The organism is Embleya sp. NBC_00888 (assembly GCF_045207655.1).
Taxonomy (GTDB): Bacteria; Actinomycetota; Actinomycetes; order Streptomycetales; family Streptomycetaceae; genus Embleya.
The window spans coordinates 6,009,328-6,029,758 of the sequence record NZ_CP108784.1 but is presented as its reverse complement, the minus strand read 5'-3'; the positions used below and the strand labels follow the sequence as shown (position 1 = coordinate 6,029,758).

The window sequence follows — 20,431 nt, the reverse complement described above, 5'->3', positions numbered from 1 at the left end:
ATCGAGCCTGATTCGATTTCCGAAAGCAATCGGATCCGGTCCCGCGCGGGTCCCGTTTGCTGGGACAATGCCGTTCCGGGAAGGACGCGGGGGGATCTTGATGTCCGATCAACAACAGCACGACGACCGGCCCGGCGAACCCGAGGCGGACGGCGAGCGGTTCGAGACCGTCTGGGACCGTTCGGCCAACGGCGGTGTGGGCGGTTGGGTCCGCCGCCGACCGGCCGCACCGCCGACCGTGGTGAACCCGGACACGCCGCCGCGACCGCACCACCAGCCGACGGCACACCTGCCGGCCGCGCCTCCGGGGCCGGCCGCACCGCCCACACCACCCGCGCCTCCCGTACCACTCGGGCCACCCCCTCCACCCGGTGCGCCTCGCTCGCTCGAGGACCAGGACACGGTGGACAACCCCGCCGCGCGCGGTCTGCCGGCCGGGCCGCCGCCGCCCGCATGGCCGGTTCCCGCCCCGCCGCCGCCCCGCCCGTCCGCGCCGCCGGGCGAACCGGCCCCGACCGCCGATTGGTTCCAGCACGAGCGCGGCCCCTCGCCGATGCCCCCGGGCGGCACCTTCGCCGACGCGGCGCACACTCCCGTGCACGGCTTCGGCGTGCCGCCGGCGCGGGACGTACCGGCCGCGCCGGACTGGTATCGCGCGGCCGGCCCGCCGCCGCCGGGACCGCTGTCCCCGACCCCGCCCGGCCCATCCTTCGAGCGCACGCTGCTGCTCGTCGTGGTCGCCGTCGTCTTCGTCGCCGCGCTGGGCACGCTGTTCGCGCTGCGGCCGTGGGAGGACGACAAGAAGGAACCGGCCGCGCACGGCTCGCAGAGTGCCGGACAATCCGCGGCGGCCTCCCCGACTCCCTCGGGCGACCGGTCGGGCCTGCCCCCCGCCCCGCCCCCGACGCAGAGCGCGGTGGTGACCACCCAGCCGCCGACCACCGCCCCGCCGGACGGCCGCACCCAGGCCGCGGCGCTGGACTCGCTGCTCTCGCGCAGCGGTTCGTCGCGGCAGGCGGTGATCGACGCGGTGAACAACGTCGGCTCGTGCTCGGCGCTGGCCGCGTCCCGCTCCGCGCTGCTCGACGCCGCCGCGCAACGCGATCAACTGGTCACCCAACTGGACGCGATGCGCTTCGACGGCGTCCCGGAACTCCAGTCCGCCGCACCGACGTTGCGCACCGCGTGGACCGCGTCGGCGCGCGCCGACCGGGCTTTCGCCGCATGGGCGCAGTCGGCCGCCGACTCGGGTTGTCCGGGTACCCGATCGCTCTACGACGACGGCGCCACGATCAGCGCCGAGGCGTCCACCGCGAAGAAGTCGTTCGTCGAGACCTGGAACTCGCTCGCGTCGCGGTACGGCCTCACGTCCAGGAGTGAACTTGACCTCTGACCGCCGTGACGACCGCGGTCGGCCCGACGACCCCGGCTTTCCGTACCGCCGAGGAGACGGCTTCTTCGGCCACTCCGCGTCGGACGAGGCCCGACTCGAGGCAGCGCGCGACCGGTTGCGCCGGCGTCGCCGGATCACCCTGACCGTGCTCGCGCTCGCGCTCGCCGCGACCGGCACCACGATCGCGGTGGCCTGGCCGGACGGACACGACAAGGCCCGCGCCGACGTCGGGCGGCCGATCCCGACCGCCGTCACCCCCGGCGCGCCGGCCGACTCCACCGACCCGGCGACCTCCGGCGGCGCGCCGGCCCCGATGGCGACCTCCTCGCCGGGCGGGCAACAGCCGTCCGACGCACCGCCGATCGGCGCGCCGGCGACCTCGGCCGGCCCGCCTCCGCGCGCCGGGACCACCGGACTGCCGCTGTCCGGCCGCGTGGTGATGATCGACCCGGGCCACAATCCGGGCAATGGCGGCCATTCCCGCGAGATCAACAAGCAGGTGTACGCGGGCGGGTTGTCCAAGGAGTGCGACACCACCGGCACCGAGACCGACAAGGGCTACACCGAGGCCGAGTTCACCCTGGACGTGGCACATCGCACCAAGCGGCTCCTGGAGGCCCAGGGCGCGACCGTGCTCTTCACCTGGGAGACCGAGGCCTGGGGTCCGTGCGTGGACGAGCGGGCGGCGCGCGGCAACGCGGCCCGGGCGGACGCGATCGTGTCCATCCACGCCGACGGCGGACCGGCGAGCGGGCGCGGTTTCCATGTCATCCTGCCCGCCCCGGTCAAGGACAAGAACGTCGACACCACCGCGATCCTGGCCCCCTCGCGCGCCTTGGGCGGCACCCTGGCCGCCGCCTTCCGGGCCGCGACCGCCACGAGCCCGGCGACCTACCTCGGCACCGACGACGGTCTGGTCACCCGCACCGATCTCGGCGGGTTGAACCTGTCCACCCGACCCAAGGTGTTCATCGAATGCGGCAACATGCGCAACGCCTCGGACGCCGCGCAGTTCACCGACCCGAACTGGCGCGAACGCGCCGCGTCCGGGATCGCGACCGGGATCACGGCCTATCTCCTGAAGGGGACGTGAGCCGCGAGTCACTCGTCCCCTAGGGTCTTCCCGACCGTTCTCGCCGCGCACGCGACGGTGACGGTCCCCGCTTCGCGGCGTCCACGCGCGCCGTGCACCACCGGACGGTTCCGGGTCGGGCCAACCGACCGCCGCGAGCCGCACGCTCGGGCCCGGCACGAGCCGTCCACGCACCGCACGTCCTACGGCGCGTCCGCGCCGTCGGCGTCACGTCCCCCTCCGTACCTCTAAGGAGAAACGTTGAACCGGAAAGGGATCACGAGGGGCGATGCGATCGTCATTCTCGCGATCGTCCTGATCTTCATCTTCTCGTTCTTCAAATACTACGAAATCAGCGCGTCCTTCGGCGGCGGCAGCAGCAGCAGCAGCGACGACGACGACCCGCTGGGCAGCGGCCGTAGTCAGAGCAAGGGCTGGAACGCCTGGACGGTCAACTTCTATCCGTTGATGCCGGCCGTGGTACTGGTGCCGCTGCTGGCGGTCCTGCTCATGGTGATCGGCCGCTTCGCGGCCCAACCGGACAAGCCGGTGCTCGGACTGGCCCCGCGCCAGTGGGCGATCGCGTTCGGCGTCACCGGCGCGATCAGCGGCTTCTTCGCCCCCTTCGGGGCGGGCGGCATGCTCGGCGACATGTACGAGGGCTCCGGTTCCTCCCGCTACTCGATCGACACCGGACCCACCGTCTTCGCGTGGTTGATGATGGTGGCCGGGCTCGTCGCGGCGCTCTTCCTGATCATCGGGGATCGCATCCCCAGCCTGGCCGCGCCGCTGTTCAGCCCGGTGCCGCAGCAGCCGTGGGGCTATCCCCCGCCGAACGGGACCGGCGGCTACCCGGCTCCGGTCGACCCGAACACCGGCTACCCGCTGCCGAACGCCACCGGCGGCTACCCGCCGCCCGCCTACCCGGCACCGGGCGCCACGGGCGCCGGCGCGCCGATGGCCGGCGTACCGGCCCACATGCCGCCGCCGGACGCCGGCACCGGCACGGGCACCGCGGTCGCCGGCGGATCCGGCCTCACGCCGGCCGCCACCGGGCAGCCCGCCCCGGCCGCGGCCGGCCAGGACGCGCGCGAGTTCGCGCAGTTCTGGTTCGCCGTACCGGAGGCCCGCCCGCTGGCACCCACCGAGGGTCTGTCCAAGACGCCGGTGGCCACCCTCCAGACCGGCCAGTGGTACCTCGCGGTCGCCCCGCACCCGGGCGGCGTCCTGGTCGAGGTCGACGGCGTCCGAGGGGTCCTCGGCGACGTCTCCGGGATCCAGCGCGGAGAATGACGGTACGTCAGGTGCCGGTGCCGGTGCGGTCACCCGCACCGGCACCGGATCGGCGCAGCAGACGCACGGCAATTCCGAGCAGTACGAAAAGCCCCGTCAGGGAGGAGCACGATGCCACGCAAAGGCGTCACCCGAGGTGATCTGATCGTCGCGGTGGCGGCGATCGGAGTTCTGGTCTTCTCGTTTCTCCCCTGGTACACGGTGACCACCAAGGGCAAACGCATCACCGAGGGGACCACCGACTATTCGGCGTGGATCGGCGACTTCTGGCCGCTCGCGCCCGCCGTCGTACTGTTGTCCTCGATCTCGCTGGTGCTGCTGCTGATCGGCCGGTACACGATCCGGCCGGGATCGCCGCAGCCGACCGAGATCCAGTTCGGCGGCCTGGCGTTTCGCCAGTGGGGCATCGCGTTGGGCGTCGCGTCGGCGTGGAGCGCGGTGTGGGCCGTGTTCGGCGCGGACGGCGGCTACGAGAAGTTGGCGCACGCCGCCGAGCGGATCGCCCGCTCCAACGGCGACGCGCAGGCGACCGTGGACGCCGGCCACGGCTGGGGCGCGTGGGGGCTGGCGGGCTTCGCCGTGCTCCAGGCGCTGCTGCTGCTGACCGTCGACCGGGTCGGCGGGCTCAACGTCCCATTGGTGCGTCCGCGCGAGAACAACTGGCAGGGCTACCCCGGCGGCGGCTTCCCCGGCGCTCCCGGCGGGTATCCGCCCGGCCCGCCCGGCACCGGCGGCTTCCCGGTCCCGCCGCCCGTCGCGCCGCCGGTCTACGGGTCGTCCGGCAACACTCCCCCGCCGCTGACGCCGCCGATGCAGCCGCCCGCCGTGCAACCGCCGGTACTGCTGTACAAGTCGGACGAACCGGAGCCCGCCCCGGTCGCGAACCCGGTCCACACCCCGGGGCCGGAATCGGGCGATCCGGGCACGTTCGAGCAGTACTGGCTGGCCGTGCCCGAACAAAGGCCGCTCCGGCCGCTCGACCACCCCGGTGACGCGGTGGCCACGCTGCACCCCGGCGTGTGGTATCTCGCGGTGGGCGTGCGAGACGGCGGCATCGTCATCGATATCGACGGCCTACAGGGCGTGTTGACCGATCTGACGGGCATTCAGCGGGGCGAATAGACATCTTTGAAAAAATGCCCCCATACGGCGCGTCGCGTGGGGTCGGGGTACAGATCGTTCCCCCGTCTGGCACAGTGTCCCCGGACCAATGCACCGGGGACGCGCGGGGGCGACGTCGGTGGCACGACTTGGGTCGCCCCCGTACGCTGTCGGCGCCCATCCCCCTCGGGAGGAGTATTAGTGGACGTCAGAAAGCTTTCGCGTGGCGACGCGGTCATCGGGGTCGCCGCCGTGCTCATCTTCATCTTCTCGTTCCTGGATTACATCGGTGCCAAGGACGGCCTCGGCCGTTCGTCCGACTTCACCTGGAACGCCTGGTCCGGGTTCCTGGCCCCGACCATCTCGGCGGTCGTCCTGACCCCGATCATCGCCGGCGTGCTGTTCATCCTCGGCGGGCTGCTCCCGCAACTGCGCGACCGTCAGATCCTCGGTCTGACCGCGCGCCAGTGGGCGCTGCCGCTCGCGGCGATCTCGCCGATCAACGCGCTGTGGTCGATCGGCGGCGCCGACGACGGCCTGGAGATGAAGTTCGGCGGCATCATCATCATCCTGCTGGTCCTCGTGCTCAGCGGGACCCTGATCGCCACCACGCTGGTGCCCGCCCTCCAGGCACCGCTGCTCGGTGCCGCCCGCCCCTCGGCCGGTCAGCCGGGTCAGTTCGGCGGCCCGCAGGGTCAGCAGCAGTACGGCGGCGCGCCCTACGGCGGCCAGCCCGGCCCCCAGGGTCAGCAGCCGTACGGCGGCGCCCCGCAGCCCGGCGGCTTCGGCGGCCCGGCGCCGCAGGGCCCCCAGGGTCCGCAGGGTCCGCAGGGTGGCTTCGGCGCTCCCGGGCCGCAGGGTCCCGGCGCGCAGCAGCCCAACCCGGCCGCGGCACCCGGCGGCGCGCCGTTCCAGCCCTTCTGGTTCTCGGTGCCGGACTCGCGGCCGATGCTGGACGAGCACACCAACCAGGAGAAGGGCGTCCTGAACACGGGCGTCTGGTACCTGGCGGTGGCCGAGCACCCCAACGGCCTGCTCGTCGAGGTCGACAACGTGCGCGGCGTGCTCCAGAACACGATCGGCATCCAGCGCTCGTGACTCCGGTGCTCCCGAGGAACCGGTAGTACCGAGACACGAACCGCGACTCGACAACAAGGCAAGGGCGTCGTCCACACCGGACGGCGCCCTTTCGCCTGTCCGGGGTACGGGAGTCCGAGCGCCTGTCCGGGACGCGAGTCCGCGCGCCCGTCCGGCAGCGGCCGGAAGTCCGCGCGAGGGGAGTCGGTCTCCCCACGAACTAAAACGTGTTCTAGTCTGCGGGGGCGATTCGCCGTGCAACTCCGTGGAGGTAACGCCATGAGGCTGGGTCTGACGTTCGGGTACTGGGGCCGAGGCCCGTCCGCCGACTTCGTCGAACTGGCGCGGGAGGCCGAACGACTCGGGTTCGACGCGGTGTGGACCGCCGAGTCGTGGGGCTCGGACGCGTTCACGCCGCTGACCTGGATCGCCGCGCACACGTCGCGGATCAAGCTGGGCACCGCGGTGACCCAGATGACCGCGCGTACGCCCACCGCGACCGCGATGCACGCGCTGACCCTGGACCACCTCTCCGGCGGGCGGGTGATCCTCGGCCTCGGCCTCTCCGGGCCGCAGGTGGTCGAGGGCTGGTACGGGCGGCCGTTCCCGAAGAGCCCGCTGACCTTCACCCGCGAATACGTCGACGTGATCCGCCAGGTGCTGCGCCGCGAGGGACCGGTGGTCGCCGAAGGACGCTACGCCCGGCACCCGTACACCGGCGAGGACGGCAGCGGGCTCGGCAAGTCGCTCAAGTCGATCACCCATCCGTTGCGCGCGGACCTGCCGATCTTCCTCGGCGCCGAAGGGCCCAAGAACATACACCTGACCACGCGGATCGCGGACGGATGGCTGCCGTTGCACTGGGCGCCGACCCGGCCCGAGGTGTACGCGGACGCGCTGCGCGACAAGCCGGACGGCTTCCGGATCGCGCCGATGGTGCAGGTCGCGCTCGGCGACGACGTCGAACAGGCGATGTTCCCGATCAAGGCGGCGATGGGCTTCTACGTCGGCGGGATGGGCGCGAAGAACAAGAACTTCCACGCCGACCTGATGCGCCGGTTCGGCTACGCCGAGGAGGCGGACCGGATCCAGGAGCTGTTCATGGCCGGCAGACGCGACGAGGCGATCGCCGCCGTCCCGAGCGGCTTCGTCGACGAGATCGCCCTGGTCGGCCCGGCCGACCGCATCCGCGAGCGCTACGCCGCGTGGGCGGCCGACCCGCACGTCACCGACATGATCGTCACCACCCGCAACCCCACGGCCCTCAAGCTCCTCGCCGAACTCGCGAGCTGACCGCCGCCCGGCCGTCGCCGCCCCGCGGCCCGCGGGCACGGGAGCGGCGGTCGGGTCCCGGGCCCGAGATCAGGGCAGCGGGGCCATGCACAGTTCCTGGCCGCGGGACGGCAACGGATAGTAGACCGGCGAGCGGCCCGGGCAACTGGTGGCGTTCGACGTGGTCATCGGGTGCACCTCGTCGATCCGCAGGCGCGCCGGGCGGTCCTGCGGAAGCGGCCCCTGGCACGGCACCAGCGAGGCCAGGAAGGCCCATTGCCGCCCGTCGCGCGTCTCGGCAGGGACACACTCGCCCGGGCGGAAGATCCGCTCCAGGCACAGCGCGGGCACGCCGGACGCCGCCGGCCAGCGACTGCGCCCGTCGGTACCCATGCAGTCGCTCGCGCCGCCGCCGGCCGAGGTACGCGCCAGCACCCGCTGCCGGGCCGCCGGGTCCTCACAGGGCAGCGCGCGGGGCGCGGCGGGTCGCCACCCGGGCGTGCCGTCGCTCGCGAAGTCCACACAGCCGCCCACCGGTACGCTCGCCACGAAGGCCGCGACCGGGTCGCCGGGCCGAATCGAGGGGCGGGCATCGGCCGCGCCCGCCTTGCCCCGATCACGATCCCCGCGCCCGCGCTCGTAGGCGACACCCGCGAGCAGGCCGCCCACGAGCGCGATCGCCACGAGCGCGGCGACCAGGAGCCACCCGGCCCCGCCGCCCTCGTGCGGCTCGGGCGGAACGGGCAGGTCGTAGGGGTCCTGGCGGTCGTCGCTGTCGTCGATCCGCGGCACCATCGCGTCGACGATCCGGGCGAGTTGCATCGTCTCGGCGGCGGCCTCCGCCGGCTCGGGCGCGCCTTCCCCGGCCCTGGCCGCATCGGCCTTCGCGGCCCCGCTCGGCACGGCCTCGCTCTTCGCCGGATCCTTCTTCGCCGCGGCGGCCGGAGCCGACACGGCCGCACCCTCCCGGGCCGACTCGGCGTCCTCGACCGGAGCGCTCGACTCGGCGGGCTCGGCGGGCTGGACGGCCTTACTCGGGCCGACCTTGTCCCCGACCGAACCGCCGTGTGCGGAACCGCCCTTCGGTCCGCCGCCGAATCGATCGCCGAGCGGCACGGTCGGCGGATCGCCGACCAGACGCCCACGCCGGTGGTACGCGTCGATCAGCTCCACCGCGGGTCCCGGCAACCACGACGCGGCACCGTACGCCCCCTGACGATCCGCCAGTTCCGCGGCCGACTCCTCCAACAGCGCGCGCGGGGTGGGCCGATCCTCCGGATCCCGGGCCAGGCAGGACCGGATCAGCTCGGCCAATTCCTCCGGCACATCGGCCAGTTCCGGCTCGCCGCCGGCCACACTGCGCCGGATCGCCGCCTCGCCCTCGCCGGTGTGCGGCGGCCGTCCGGTCGCCGCGAAGCACAACAACGCGCCCAGCGCGTAGACGTCGGACGCCGGCCCCGGCTCCTCGCCTCGGGCCTGCTCCGGCGCGAGGTACCCGGGCGCGGTCAGCGGGCTGCCCGCGCCCTCGATCCCGAATCCGGTCACCCTCGGTCCGTCCGAGGCCACCACTATCTGCGCGGGTCGCAGATCGCCGTGCGTGAGCGAGGCCTGATGGATCGTCACCAGACCCTCGGCGATCCCGGCCGCGAGCCAACGCACCGCGTCCGGCGGCAGCGGGCCGCACGAGATCACCAGATCCCCCAGCGACGGCGCCGGCACGTACACCGACGCCACCCACGGATTGCGGGTCGCGCCGCCGCTGCCGATCACCTCGATCACACCGGGCCCGCGCACCTTCTGGGCCCGCTTGATGCCACGCTGCTCGCCGTACAACATCCGCACGGCCATCGGCCGCCCGGCACCGGTCCGCGCGAGATACACCCACCCGGGGCTGCCGGCGCCCAGCAATCCCACCACCGTATAAGGACCTATCCGGTCCCCCGGCCCCAACCCAGCCGCCATGCCCACCCTCGTCACGCGAGTCGCCCAGCCCCCCACGCGAACCCTATTGCCGCCCCAACCAAGCCCAACAACCGAGTACACCCACGCCGACTACCAACCCATCAGGCGCCCAAGCACAAGCCCCACCACACCCACGCCCGACCCGACCGACCCCTTCGGCCCGTCCGGCGCTTGAGGAGAACCGGTCCAGCCCGTCCGGCGTCCGAGCACAAGCTCCGCCACACCCACACCCGAGCCAACCAAACCCTTCAGCCCGTCCGGCGCTTGAGGACAACCCTCCCAGCCCGTCCGGCGCTTGAGGACAAGCCCGTCCGGCGATTGAGGACCCCCGGCCTCAAACCCCATCCACGCACAGCTCCGAGCCACACCGCACCTGCTCGGGCGCCAGCCCCACCGGCAACCCGTCGCCCGCGAACGCCGAGCCCCCACCACCGAACACCGCGGTGGTCGCCGGCTCACCCCCCAGCACGGCCGTGGCCAGGATCATCGCCCCCGCCGTCCACGCCGTGCGCTCCACGGGCCAGATCGCGTCGTCCTCGAACACGTACCCGGTCCAGTACAACCCGTCCTCGTGCCGCAACCGCTGGATCCACGACACGATCTCCACCGCACGGTCGCTCTCGCCCAACGCCCAGAGCGCGATGGCCAGTTCGCAGCTCTCCGCACCGGTCACCCAGGGCCGGTCGGAGACGCACCGCACGCCCAGGTCCGGCACCACGAAGGTGTCCCAGCCGTCCTTGATCCGCTCGTTCGCCGCAGGCCCCCGCAGCGCCGTGCCCAGGATCGGGTAGTACCAGTCCATCGAGTAGCGGTTCTTGTCCAGGAACCGCTCGGGGTGCGACAACACCGCGTGGCCCAGCCGTCCCGCGGCCAACTCCCAGTCCGGCTGGGGCTCGCCGAGGTGCTCGGCGATCGCCAGCGCGCAGCGCAGCGCCTGGTACATGCTCGCCGAGCCGGTGAGCAGCGCGTCCGGCACCGGCACGCCGTGTTCGTCGCGCTTCCAGCGGATCTCGCCGCCGGGCGCCTGGAGGTCCAGGATGAAGCCCATCGCCGCACGCAGCTTCGGCCACATCCGGACCAGGAACTCCTCGTCCCCGGTGAGCAGATGGTGGTGCCACAGGCCGACCGCGAGGTAGGCCGTGAAGTTGGCCTCCTTGTTGCGATCGGTGACCACGCCGTCCACGTAGGCCGCGTACCACGAGCCGTCCGGCTCCTGCCGGCTCGCCAGCCAGCGGTACGCCCGCTCGGCCTCGTCGTGCCGGCCGGCCACGTCGAGCGCCATCGCGGCCTCGGTGTGGTCCCACGGGTCCAAGTGCCCGCCGACGAACCACGGGATCGACCCGTCCGGCCGTTGCACGGCGGCGATCCCGTCGATCGTCTCGGCCACCTGCCCGACGGTCAACACGCCTTCCAGCGCCAGCAGTTCGAGCGCCGACTCGGGGCCGCGACGGCGACCCGCGAGGCTCATGCGCGGGCTCCGGCGAGGTCGCCGTCGGCGCCTGCCGCGGTGTCGCCGTGCGGCCGGGGCTTGGTCGCGTAGACCACCAGGCTCTTGCCGATCAGCGGATCCAGCGCCTTCTCCGCGAGGCGGGTGGCCAGCGGGCGCTTCATGATGTCCCAGACCAGGAGCTTGTGCCAGGCCCGGACCGGGAGCGCCTTGTCGTTGTCCACGCCCACCGCGCACTTGATCCACCAGTACGGCGAGTGCAGCGCGTGCGTGTGGTGGGTCCCGTACGGCCGGAGCCCGGACTCGCGGATCCGGTCCTGGAACTCGTCGCCCTTGTAGATCCGGATGTGCCCGCCCTCGACCTCGTGGTACGCGTCCGACAGCGCCCAGCAGATCTTCTCCGGCCCGTAGCGCGGCACGGTCATCGCGGCCAGGCCGCCGGGCTTGAGCACCCGGAACAGCTCGCCCAGGACACCCTTGTCGTCCGGGATGTGTTCGAGCACCTCGGAGATGATCACCCGGTCGAAGCTGTCGTCCGGGAACGGCAGCGCCAGCGCGTCCCCGACGAGCGCCTCGGCACGCGCGCCCTCGGGAACCTCACCGGCGGCCAGCATCGAGGCGAACATCGCGTCCACCTCGGCGATGTCCTTCGCGTTCTGGTCGAGCGCGACCACGTCGGCGCCACGCCGGTATGCCTCGAAGGCGTGCCGGCCGCCACCACAACCCATGTCCAGGACCCGATCCCCCGGGGCCAGGGGAAAGCGGGAGAAATCCACGGTGAGCAAGTCGGCGACTCCGTCTCGTATTGCGCGAACCGGTTGCGGGGGCGGCCGGCGAGGGTGGGGTGTGGTCAGCGGTTTCCGGGGCCGGCGCCGTGCGACGCGGGCGGGGGCAGCCGGCGGCCGAACGGCGAGCGGCCGAGCAGGACGTCGCTCGCGCGCTCGGTGAGCCCGCGTCTACCGGCGCCGGCCGTGGTCGGCGCGGTGGGGCCGGCCTCGATCGCGGCCCGGTAGCGCTCCGCGGTCCGGACCGCGGTGTTGCGCCAGGTGAACCGCTCGAGCACCCGGGCGCGGCCCGCCTGGGCCAGTCGGGCCCGCAGTTCGGGGTCTTCCAGCAGTCGGGTGAGCGCGGCGCGCAGCGCCTCCGGGTCGCCCGGCGGCACCGCCAGGCAGGTCTCCCCGTCCGGCCCGGCGACCTCCGGGATCGCGCCGCCCGTGGTGGCCACGAGCGCGGTCCCGCAGGCCATCGCCTCGGCGGCGGGCAGCGAGAAGCCCTCGTAGAGCGAGGGCACGCAGGCGATCTCGGCGCTGCGGATCACATCGACGAGTTCGTCGTCGCTGAGATTGGACACGAAGCGGATCGCCGAGGTCAGTCCCAGCCGGTCGATCGCGCGCAGCACCGGCCCGTCGCCCTTGGGTCGGCCCACGACCACGAGTTCGACGTGGTCGTGGTCGGCGCGCAGCTTGGCGAGTGCCTCGACCAGGTGGATCAGGCCCTTGAGCGGCACGTCCGCGCTCGCGGTGGTGACGATCCGACCGGGCACCTTCGGGACCGAGGCGTCCGGCGCGAAGCGGTCGGTGTCGGCGCCCACCGGCACCACGGTGACCCGGCTCGGCGAGACGCCGAGGTGGTCGATGATCTCGGCCTTGGACGAGCCGGACACGGTGAGCACCTCGCTCAGCCGCGCGGAGACCCGCTTTTGCATGGTGGTGAACCCGTACCAGCGGTGCAGCGTGGCCTTGCGGCGCAGCGTGGTGGCCTCGCCGATCTCCAGCGCGCGGTCGACCGTGATCGGGTGGTGGATCGTGGTCACCAGCGGGAAGCCGAGTCGGGGCAGCGCGAGTTGGCCGTAGCCCAGCGTCTGGTTGTCGTGCACGACGTCGAACTCGCCGCGCCGGGCCGCCAGGTGCCGCCACGCGCGCAGCGAGAAGGTCAGCGGCTCGGGGAAGCCGGCGGTCAGCATGCCGCCGACCTCGAGCACGTCGATCCAGTCCCGGTACTCGCCGAGCCGGGGCAACCGGAACGGGTCCGGGTCGCGGTACAGGTCCAGGCTGGGCAGTGTGGTGAGCTTCACGCCCTCGTCCACGACCGCGTACGGGGGGCCGGAGATCACCTCGACGTGGTGACCGAGCCGGGTGAGTTCGCGGGACAGGTGGCGGACGTAGACTCCCTGTCCGCCGCAGTACGGATCGCCTCGGTACGCCAGCAGGGCGATTCGCAAGGGTCGCTCCGGGGAGGTCCGCGCCGGGTCCACCTGGGCATCCACAGCGGTTGCGGTCTCCCGTATCACGAATGGCCCCCTATCGCTGCCCTCGTCGGAGCATAGTAGTCGCGTAATCTAGAACAAGTTTCAGTATCTGCTCGTCGGAGAGCAGCCAAGATACCGCCGGGTACCCACTGCGACGAGCACCGCGTGACCCGTAACACACCAGCCGGCGAACCGCCGCGCACCGAGGGGCTGACATGACCACGTACACGAAGGCCGACCGGGCGCCGCTGACCGAGCGGCAGGAGGCGCGCCGCCGCCGGATCCTGCGCGCGACCACCCAGTTGGCCGCCCGGGGCGGCTACGAGTCCGTCCAGATGCGCGAGGTCGCCGAGCTGTCCGAGGTGGCGCTCGGCACGCTGTACCGCTACTTCCCGTCCAAGGTGCACCTGCTGGTGGCCACCATGTACGACCAGCTCGATCAGCTCCACGCCCAGCTCCGCCGGCGCCCACCCCGGAGCGCCGGCTCGCGCGAGCGGGTGGTGGACACGCTGCTGCGCGCGTTCAAGGGCATGCAGCGCGAGCCGCACCTGACCGAGGCGATGATGCGCGCGCTCCAGTTCGCGGACCGTTCGGTCGGCGCCGAGGTGGACACGGTCAGCCGGGAGACCACCACGATGATCCTGGAGGCGATCAGCGGCGACGAGCCGGCCGGGGAGCCGACCGCCGAGGACCTCGCGGTGATCCGGGTGATCACCCACACGTGGCACTCGTCGCTGATCGCGTGGCTGAACGGCCGCGCCTCCATCGCCCAGGTCCGCACCGACATCGAGACCGTCTGCCGGCTGATCCCCGAGGACTGAGCGCGCCCGTCGCCGTAGTGACGCCGCACGGCCCCGGTCGAGGACCGGGGACCCGCGGCTTCCGTGCCGGCTCGTCCGCGGCGACGTCGGACCGACGCGATGCCGCGGCGCGCCGACATCGCCGCGGGCCGTGCCCTAGTCCGGCGGGAACACCGTCTTCCCCGAGCCGACCTCGACGATCGAGATCGCCTCGACCGGGCAGCTCTCGGCCGCCTCCAGGATCGCGTCCGAGGCGTCCATCTCCTCGGCCCTGGGATGCGATTGCCGGCCCGCGTCCAGCTTGAAGTCGGCCGGGGCGCTGCCGATGCACATGCCCGAACCGATGCAGACGCTTCTGTCGACCTCGACGCGCCAGCGATCACCCATCAGAACACCTCTTCTTCGCTCGGCCCGGCAGGGCCTGGAACCGCCGGGCCCGCCCCGCGTGGAGGCGAGCCGGCGGCGACGGTCAAATCTGCGCGTCGTAGCCCGCGGGCAACGCGATCGACTTGGCCTCGGTGTACGCGCCCAGGCCCTCGATGCCGAACTCGCGGCCGATGCCCGAGTTCTTGAAGCCGCCGAACGGGCCGAAGAAGTCCAGGCCGAACGTGTTCACCGAGTAGGTGCCGGTGCGGATCCGGCGGGCGACGTCGATGCCCTTCTCGATGTCGGTGGTCCACACGCTGCCGGACAGCCCGAAGTCCGAGTCGTTGGCCAGCGCGATCGCCTGCTCCTCGTCGTCGTAGGGGATCAGCGCGACGACCGGGCCGAAGATCTCCTCCTGCGCGATCCGCATCGAGTTGTCCACGTCGCCGAACAGGGTGGGCTCGACGTACCAGCCCTTCTCCAGCGCCTCGGGACGGCCGCCGCCGGCGAGCAGCTTGGCGCCCTCCTCCTGGCCGATCCGGATGTAGTCGAACGAGCGCTGCTGCTGGCGCTTGGCCACCAGCGGGCCGACCTGGGTGTCGGCCGCCATCGGGTCGCCGACCTTGAGCTCGCCGACCCACGCGGTGAAGCGCTCGGCGATCTCGTCGTAGCGGGCGCGCGGCGCCAGGATCCGGGTCTGCGCGACGCACGCCTGGCCGTTGTTCATGTACGAGTTGGGCAGCAGCGTCGTGGCGGTGTGCTCCAGGTCGGCGTCGGGCAGGATGATCGCCGCCGACTTGCCGCCGAGTTCCAGGGTGACCCGGGTGAGGTTGCGCGCGGCGACCTCCATGATGCGCTTGCCCGCGCCGACCGAGCCGGTGAACGCGACCTTGTCGATGCCGGGGTGGGCGACCAGGTACTCGCTGACCTCGCGGTCGGCGGCGACGATGCTCAGCACGCCGTCGGGCAGGCCGGCCTCGCGACAGATCTCGGCCAGGATGTACGAGTCGAGCGGGGTCTCCGGGGACGGCTTGAGCACGATCGTGCAGCCGGCCGCGATCGCCGGCGCCAGCTTGGCGGCGGTGACGAACTGCGGGACGTTCCACGGCACCACGGCGGCCACCACGCCGACCGCCTCGCGGCGGATCAGCAGCGGGTTGAGCAGCCCGGTCCGCTTCTCCTCCCACTGGTAGTCGCGGGCGATCTTGGCCACCGTGTCGTAGATCATCCCGGCGCCGATGGCCTGCGCGAACAGACCCCAGCCGACCGGCGATCCGTTCTGCGAGGCGACCACCTCGGCGATCTCCTGCGACCGCGTCATGAAGCCGTCGCGGATCTTCTCCAGGATGGCGATCCGCTCGTCCAACGACATGCGCGGCCACGGGCCCTCTTCGAACGCCTTGCGCGCGGCGGCGACCGCGGCGTCCACGTCCGCGGTCGAGGCGTGCGGAACGCGCGCGATGACCTCTTCGGTGTGGGGCGAGACGACCTCGATCGTGTCCTTGCCAATGGGGTCGACCAGCTCTCCGCCGATGACCAGTTGGCTGTGCTCCACGATATCCGTCATCACGGTCCTCCTCGGTGCGGGCGTGCACACACGCTGCGCGATACAGGGGCTTGCGGGCTATGAGCAGAACTCTGACTAGAACAGATATCAGTTTGCCGATGAGGGAACAACGCATTCGCGGCTCGAATGAGACTGGAGTCTCATCGGCTGACAGGTAAGGATCGTACGTGCCGGATCTCGATCTGACGACCCCTCAAGTCATCGGCGCGGTGGTGTATGAGAGAACGTGTTCTATGGTGATCATCGAAGTCGGGCGCGCACCCGGCGTTCGACTGGCGCCACTTCGAGTACATCGAGAAGGAGGCCGCCCGTGACCACCGCATCCAGCCGCCCCACCCCACCGACGCCTCGGGTCGCCGATCTGGGCAACGGTGTGTGGACCGTCCCGGTTCCGATCCCGAACAATCCGCTCGGTTGCACCCTCGTCTATGTGCTGGAGACCGACGCCGGACCGGTCCTGGTCGACTCGGGCTGGGACGACCCGGTCTCCTATCGGGCGCTGGTCGACGGCCTGGTCGAGGTCGGCACCTCGATCGAGCAGGTGCACGGCGTACTGGTCACCCACGCGCACCCCGACCACCACGGGCTCTCCGAGAAGGTGCGCGAGGCCTCCGGCGCGTGGGTCGCGCTGCACGCGGCGGACGCCGAGCAGGTCGAACTGATCAACAACGCGCCGCGCTCCGCCTGGCTGCGCCACCACCTGGAGGTGCTCGCCCTCGCGGGCGCGCCGCAGGAGGCGCTGGACGCGCTCACCGGCCTGCGCGCCGCGACGGCCGGCAGCCGCCCACGTCTGCACTACGCGGTGCCCGACCGCGAGTTGGTGCACGGCGAACTCGCGCCCGCGCCCGGTCGCACGGTACGCACGGTGTGGACGCCCGGGCACACGCCCGGCCACGTCTGCCTGCACCTGGAGGGCGGCGACGGCCGGTTGCTCTCCGGCGACCACCTGCTGCCCTCGATCACGCCGCACATCGGGCTGTACGACGAGGCCGAGGAGGCCGACCCGCTCGGTGACTTCCTGGCCTCGCTGACACGTGTCGCGCGGCTGCCGATCACCGGCGTGCTGCCCGCCCACGAGCACGCCTTCGAGGACGCGGCGGGTCGGGCGGCCGAGGTGACCCGGCTGCACGAGGACCGGCTCGCGGCGCTGCACGCGCGCCTGTGCGCGGCGTCGCTGACCCTGTGGCAGATCGCCGAGGGCATGGACTGGAACCGGCCGTGGGCGCAGTTGGGCGCGCAGAACCGGCAACTGGCCCTCAGCGAGGCCGCCGCGCACCTGCGCCACCTGGTCAAGCGCGGACGTGCGGGCGCGGAGCCCGGCGGCGACCCCGTGCGCTATACGGCCCTGTGACCCTCGGGTCCGCGGGGGCGCACGGGTAGGGTGGCCGGGACCGTCGACCGTCGGTTTCGCGGTCCGATCCGCTCAGCGTTCAGCGAAAGGCACTGCATGCCCTCCCCCCGACGCCGCGGGCGTGCCGCGGCGGCCTCCGTGCTCACGACGGCGCTGTTGTGCTCGCTCTGGACGGGGGGTGTGGCCGCCGCCGCGCCGACACCGCCGCCTCCCGGCGGCTCGCTCGGGGCGGCCGTGGGCGACTCGGTGCCGCGCACCATCACCACCTCCGTGTCGGCCGTCCAACGCGTCTCGGTCGACAAGGCCCAGTCCGGACCGGTGCCGCTCGCGCTGTACGGCAGGAGTGATCCGACCTCGGACGGGGTCTACCGGCAGTCGCTGGCGATCATGGCCCTGGCCTCCACGGACAGCCAACCGGCCCCGACCGCGATCGAGTGGCTGCTCGGACAGCAGTGCGCGGACGGCGGCTTCACCGCGTATCGAGCCGATCCCGCCGCGCCGTGCGACGCCGCTCGGGAGGACACCGTCGCGACCGCGACCGCGATCGAGGCGCTGCACGCGCTGCGCACCTACGACACTCGGGTCGCGCGCGGGGTCGACTGGCTGCGGTCCAAGCAGCTCGCGGACGGCTCGTTCGCGACCGTACCCGCGCCCGACGCGACCGGTGACCCCGCCGCGACGGCGGCCGCGATCAGCGCGATCGTCACCGCCGGCCGCTCGCCGGAACTGCTCAGGTCGCCGCAGGGGCGTACGCCGACCGACGCGCTCAAGGCGACCCAGTCGCGCTGCGCCGCGCCCGAGCCGGATCGGGGCGCGTTCGCCGCGCGGCCGGGCGGTCCGGTCGATCCGACGGTGACCGCACGCTCGGTGCTCGCGCTCGGATACGGCACCCAGCCCGCCGTACCGGCCCCCTCCATCGCGGTCACCCCGCTGATCTGCCCCGGCGCCGAGCCGGGCCGGGCGTTGGCCGCGCAGGGCGGCGCGGCGTGGCTGATCGCGAAGCTGAAGGCGGGCGGCAATCACTTCGGCGGGCCGAGCGACTTCGACGCCACGGTGGCCGCCGTCCAGGCGCTGTCCGCGACCGGCCACCCGGCCGAGGCGGGCGCGGCGGTCGACTGGCTGGCCTCGGGCGCCAAGACCATGGCGGGCAGCGACCCGGTCCGGCTCGCCTCGCTGATCCTGGCGGCCGAGGCGACCAACCGCACGGTGACCACGTTCGGCGGCCTGGACCTGCCGAAGCTGCTCCAGGCCACCGGGCCGGCCGCGACGCCGACCCCGGACATGACCAACCAGAGCAACCTGATCGACGGCCCGGCGGACCACACCCTGCGGGACACGCTGGCCGCGGTGATCGCGGTACTGCTGGCGGCCACCCTGATCCTGGGCATGCGACGCAGCCGCCGCGAGGACTGAGCCGATCGCGCCGGTGGGCCCGGGACGGGAGCGATCCCGTCCCGGGCCCGACCGTTCAGTGCCGCCGGCCCGGCGGCGCCTGGTCGCTCTCCAGCCGGTGCGCCTCGTCGTCGGTGAACACCCGGGAGCGGATCAGGAATCGCCTGCCGGTCGGCGCCTCGACCGAGAACCCGCCGCCGCGACCGGGCACCACGTCCACGGTCAGGTGGGTGTGCCGCCAGTACTCGTACTGCGCCGCGGACATGTAGAACGGCTGCTCGGCGACCCAGCCGAGCAACACGTCCGCGTCGCCGACCAGGAACTCCCCCCTCGGGTAGCACATCGGCGAGGACCCGTCACAACAACCGCCCGACTGGTGGAACAACAACGGCCCGTGCTCGGCCGCGAGTTCGACCACCAGCTCGGCGGCGGCCGCGGTGATCGCGACCTTCTCGACCGAAGTCCCCGGCCGGGCGGGCGGGTCGGACACGCTCGGCGCCTGCGGCGACTCGGTCATCAGAAGAATCCGAGCTTCTTCGCCGAGTAACTGACCAGCATGTTCTTGGTGTTCTGGTAGTGGCCGAGCATCATCCGGTGGTTCTCCCGGCCCATCCCGGAGGCCTTGTACCCGCCGAACGCCGCGTGCGCGGGGTAGGCGTGGTAGCAGTTGGTCCACACCCGGCCGGCCTTGATCTCCCGACCGAACCGGTAGGCCCGCGTCGCGTCCCGGGTCCACACGCCCGCGCCCAGCCCGTACAGCGTGTCGTTGGCGATCCGCAGCGCTTCGGCGTCGTCGCCGAACGTGGTCACCGAGACCACCGGGCCGAAGATCTCCTCCTGGAAGATCCGCATGTCGTTGGTGCCCTTGAAGATGGTCGGCTCGACGTAGTAGCCGTCCTCGAAGCCCTCGACCACCTTGCGCGCGCCGCCGATCAGGACCTCGGCTCCCTCCTGCCGGCCGATGTCGAGGTAGGACAGGATCTTCTCCAACTGGTCGTTGGACGCCTGCGCGCCGACCATGGTCGCCGGGTCGAGCGGGTTGCCCTGCACGATCGCCCGGGTGCGCTCCAACGCGCGCTCGATGAACCGGTCGTAGATCGACTCGTGGATCAGCGCCCGGGACGGACACGTACAGACCTCGCCCTGGTTGAGCGCGAACATCACGAAACCCTCGACCGCCTTGTCGAAGAAGTCGTCGTCCTCGTCGGCCACGTCGGCGAAGAAGATGTTCGGGCTCTTGCCGCCGAGTTCGACGGTCACCGGGATGATGTTCTGCGACGCGTACTGGAGGATCAGCCGCCCGGTGGTCGTCTCGCCGGTGAAGGCCACCTTCGCCACCCGGTTGCTGCTCGCCAGCGGCTTGCCGGCCTCGAAGCCGAATCCGTTGACCACGTTGACCACACCGGGCGGCAGCAGGTCGGCGATCAGTTCGATCAGCACCAGGATGCTCACCGGGGTCTGCTCGGCGGGCTTGAGCACGACGCAGTTCCCGGCGGCGAGCGCCGGCGCGAGCTTCCAGGTGGCCATCAACAGCGGGAAGTTCCACGGGATGATCTGCGCGACCACGCCGAGGGGCTCGTGGAAGTGGTACGCGACGGTGTCCTCGTCGAGTTGCGAGATGGACCCTTCCTGGGCCCGGATCACCCCGGCGAAGTAGCGGAAGTGGTCGACGGCCAGCGGCAGATCGGCGGCCAGGCACTCGCGGACCGGCTTGCCGTTCTCCCACGTCTCGGTGACCGCGAGGCGTTCGAGGTTCTGCTCGATGCGATCGGCGATCTTCAGCAGGATCAGCGACCGCTCGGTGACGCTGGTCCGCCCCCACGCGTCGGCGGCCGCGTGCGCGGCGTCCAGCGCGAGTTCGACGTCCTCGGCGGTGGAGCGGGCCACCTCGCAGAACGGCTGTCCGGTCACGGGGGTGATGTCGTCGAAGTACCGGCCCTGCACGGGCGGTACCCACTTGCCCCCGATGTAGTTGTCGTACCGAGGTTCGAAATTGACGATGCTGTCCGGTTGGCCGGGCTGACTGTAGACCACACGAGCCTCCGCTTCCCTTGCCGTGCACTGGGCATGACGGACCATCAGCGGCACAC

At 72.2% G+C, this 20,431-nt stretch carries 17 protein-coding genes; 9 read left to right on the top strand and 8 right to left on the bottom strand.

Features of this window, described 5'->3' with window-relative positions:
* Positions 1-100: 100 nt before the first annotated feature.
* The 6 genes from OG948_RS25830 to OG948_RS25805 all read left to right on the top strand — a co-directional run bounded on the left by OG948_RS25830 (position 101) and on the right by OG948_RS25805 (position 7,229).
* Complete coding sequence (locus OG948_RS25830; protein WP_406298736.1) at positions 101-1,393, top strand: hypothetical protein; 1,293 nt, start codon at positions 101-103, stop codon at positions 1,391-1,393.
* The gene (locus OG948_RS25825) at positions 1,383-2,486 is read left to right on the top strand and encodes an N-acetylmuramoyl-L-alanine amidase (protein ID WP_406298735.1); all 1,104 of its coding nucleotides are present in this window, start codon (positions 1,383-1,385) and stop codon (positions 2,484-2,486) included. Before OG948_RS25830 ends, OG948_RS25825 begins: the two co-directional genes overlap by 11 nt.
* A gap of 240 nt (positions 2,487-2,726) precedes the next feature.
* The gene (locus OG948_RS25820; protein WP_406298734.1) at positions 2,727-3,758 is read left to right on the top strand and encodes a hypothetical protein; all 1,032 of its coding nucleotides are present in this window, start codon (positions 2,727-2,729) and stop codon (positions 3,756-3,758) included.
* A gap of 111 nt (positions 3,759-3,869) precedes the next feature.
* Positions 3,870-4,880, top strand: a complete 1,011-nt coding sequence (locus tag OG948_RS25815; RefSeq protein WP_406298733.1) for a hypothetical protein — start codon at positions 3,870-3,872, stop codon at positions 4,878-4,880.
* Positions 4,881-5,060: 180 nt separating this feature from the next.
* A complete protein-coding gene (locus tag OG948_RS25810; RefSeq protein ID WP_406298732.1) occupies positions 5,061-5,957 on the top strand; it encodes a hypothetical protein in 897 nt (298 codons plus the stop codon).
* 258 nt (positions 5,958-6,215) lie between these two features.
* Positions 6,216-7,229, top strand: a complete 1,014-nt coding sequence (locus tag OG948_RS25805; RefSeq protein ID WP_406298731.1) for an LLM class F420-dependent oxidoreductase — start codon at positions 6,216-6,218, stop codon at positions 7,227-7,229.
* Between the two features lie 69 nt (positions 7,230-7,298).
* Here the strand turns inward: OG948_RS25805 and OG948_RS25800 are convergent, their stop codons facing one another.
* From OG948_RS25800 to OG948_RS25785, 4 genes are all read right to left on the bottom strand, one after another.
* Positions 7,299-9,122: a serine/threonine-protein kinase gene (locus OG948_RS25800; protein ID WP_406298730.1), complete on the bottom strand. Its 1,824-nt coding sequence runs from the start codon at positions 9,120-9,122 to the stop codon at positions 7,299-7,301.
* A gap of 382 nt (positions 9,123-9,504) precedes the next feature.
* Positions 9,505-10,638 carry a prenyltransferase gene (locus OG948_RS25795; protein ID WP_406298729.1) on the bottom strand — a complete coding sequence of 378 codons (1,134 nt, stop codon included), beginning with the start codon at positions 10,636-10,638 and terminating at the stop codon, positions 9,505-9,507.
* Positions 10,635-11,402, bottom strand: a complete 768-nt coding sequence (locus OG948_RS25790; RefSeq protein ID WP_406298728.1) for a class I SAM-dependent methyltransferase — start codon at positions 11,400-11,402, stop codon at positions 10,635-10,637. The genes OG948_RS25795 and OG948_RS25790 overlap by 4 nt, the downstream gene beginning before the upstream one ends.
* A 65-nt stretch (positions 11,403-11,467) precedes the next feature.
* Positions 11,468-12,883: a glycosyltransferase family 4 protein gene (locus OG948_RS25785; protein WP_406298727.1), complete on the bottom strand. Its 1,416-nt coding sequence runs from the start codon at positions 12,881-12,883 to the stop codon at positions 11,468-11,470.
* Positions 12,884-13,080: 197 nt separating this feature from the next.
* Here OG948_RS25785 and OG948_RS25780 point away from each other — a divergent pair, with 197 nt between their 5' ends.
* Positions 13,081-13,686: a TetR family transcriptional regulator gene (locus tag OG948_RS25780; RefSeq protein ID WP_020554687.1), complete on the top strand. Its 606-nt coding sequence runs from the start codon at positions 13,081-13,083 to the stop codon at positions 13,684-13,686.
* A gap of 135 nt (positions 13,687-13,821) precedes the next feature.
* Here the strand turns inward: OG948_RS25780 and OG948_RS25775 are convergent, their stop codons facing one another.
* Both OG948_RS25775 and OG948_RS25770 read right to left on the bottom strand, forming a co-directional pair.
* Positions 13,822-14,052: a ferredoxin gene (locus tag OG948_RS25775; RefSeq protein ID WP_406298726.1), complete on the bottom strand. Its 231-nt coding sequence runs from the start codon at positions 14,050-14,052 to the stop codon at positions 13,822-13,824.
* Positions 14,053-14,134: 82 nt separating this feature from the next.
* Complete coding sequence (locus tag OG948_RS25770; protein WP_395869508.1) at positions 14,135-15,598, bottom strand: aldehyde dehydrogenase; 1,464 nt, start codon at positions 15,596-15,598, stop codon at positions 14,135-14,137.
* Positions 15,599-15,908: 310 nt separating this feature from the next.
* Between OG948_RS25770 and OG948_RS25765 the strand changes: the two genes are divergently transcribed.
* Together OG948_RS25765 and OG948_RS25760 are read left to right on the top strand one after the other, a co-directional pair.
* Positions 15,909-16,949: an MBL fold metallo-hydrolase gene (locus tag OG948_RS25765; protein ID WP_406298725.1), complete on the top strand. Its 1,041-nt coding sequence runs from the start codon at positions 15,909-15,911 to the stop codon at positions 16,947-16,949.
* Positions 16,950-17,045: 96 nt separating this feature from the next.
* On the top strand, positions 17,046-18,362 hold the full coding sequence (locus tag OG948_RS25760; protein WP_406298724.1) for a prenyltransferase/squalene oxidase repeat-containing protein: 1,317 nt from the start codon (positions 17,046-17,048) through the stop codon (positions 18,360-18,362).
* Between the two features lie 55 nt (positions 18,363-18,417).
* Here OG948_RS25760 and OG948_RS25755 read toward each other — a convergent pair whose 3' ends face one another.
* The gene (locus OG948_RS25755; RefSeq protein WP_406298723.1) at positions 18,418-18,858 is read right to left on the bottom strand and encodes a DUF779 domain-containing protein; all 441 of its coding nucleotides are present in this window, start codon (positions 18,856-18,858) and stop codon (positions 18,418-18,420) included.
* Positions 18,858-20,375: an aldehyde dehydrogenase gene (gene adh, locus OG948_RS25750; protein WP_406298722.1), complete on the bottom strand. Its 1,518-nt coding sequence runs from the start codon at positions 20,373-20,375 to the stop codon at positions 18,858-18,860. Before adh ends, OG948_RS25755 begins: the two co-directional genes overlap by 1 nt.
* Positions 20,376-20,431: the final 56 nt, after the last annotated feature.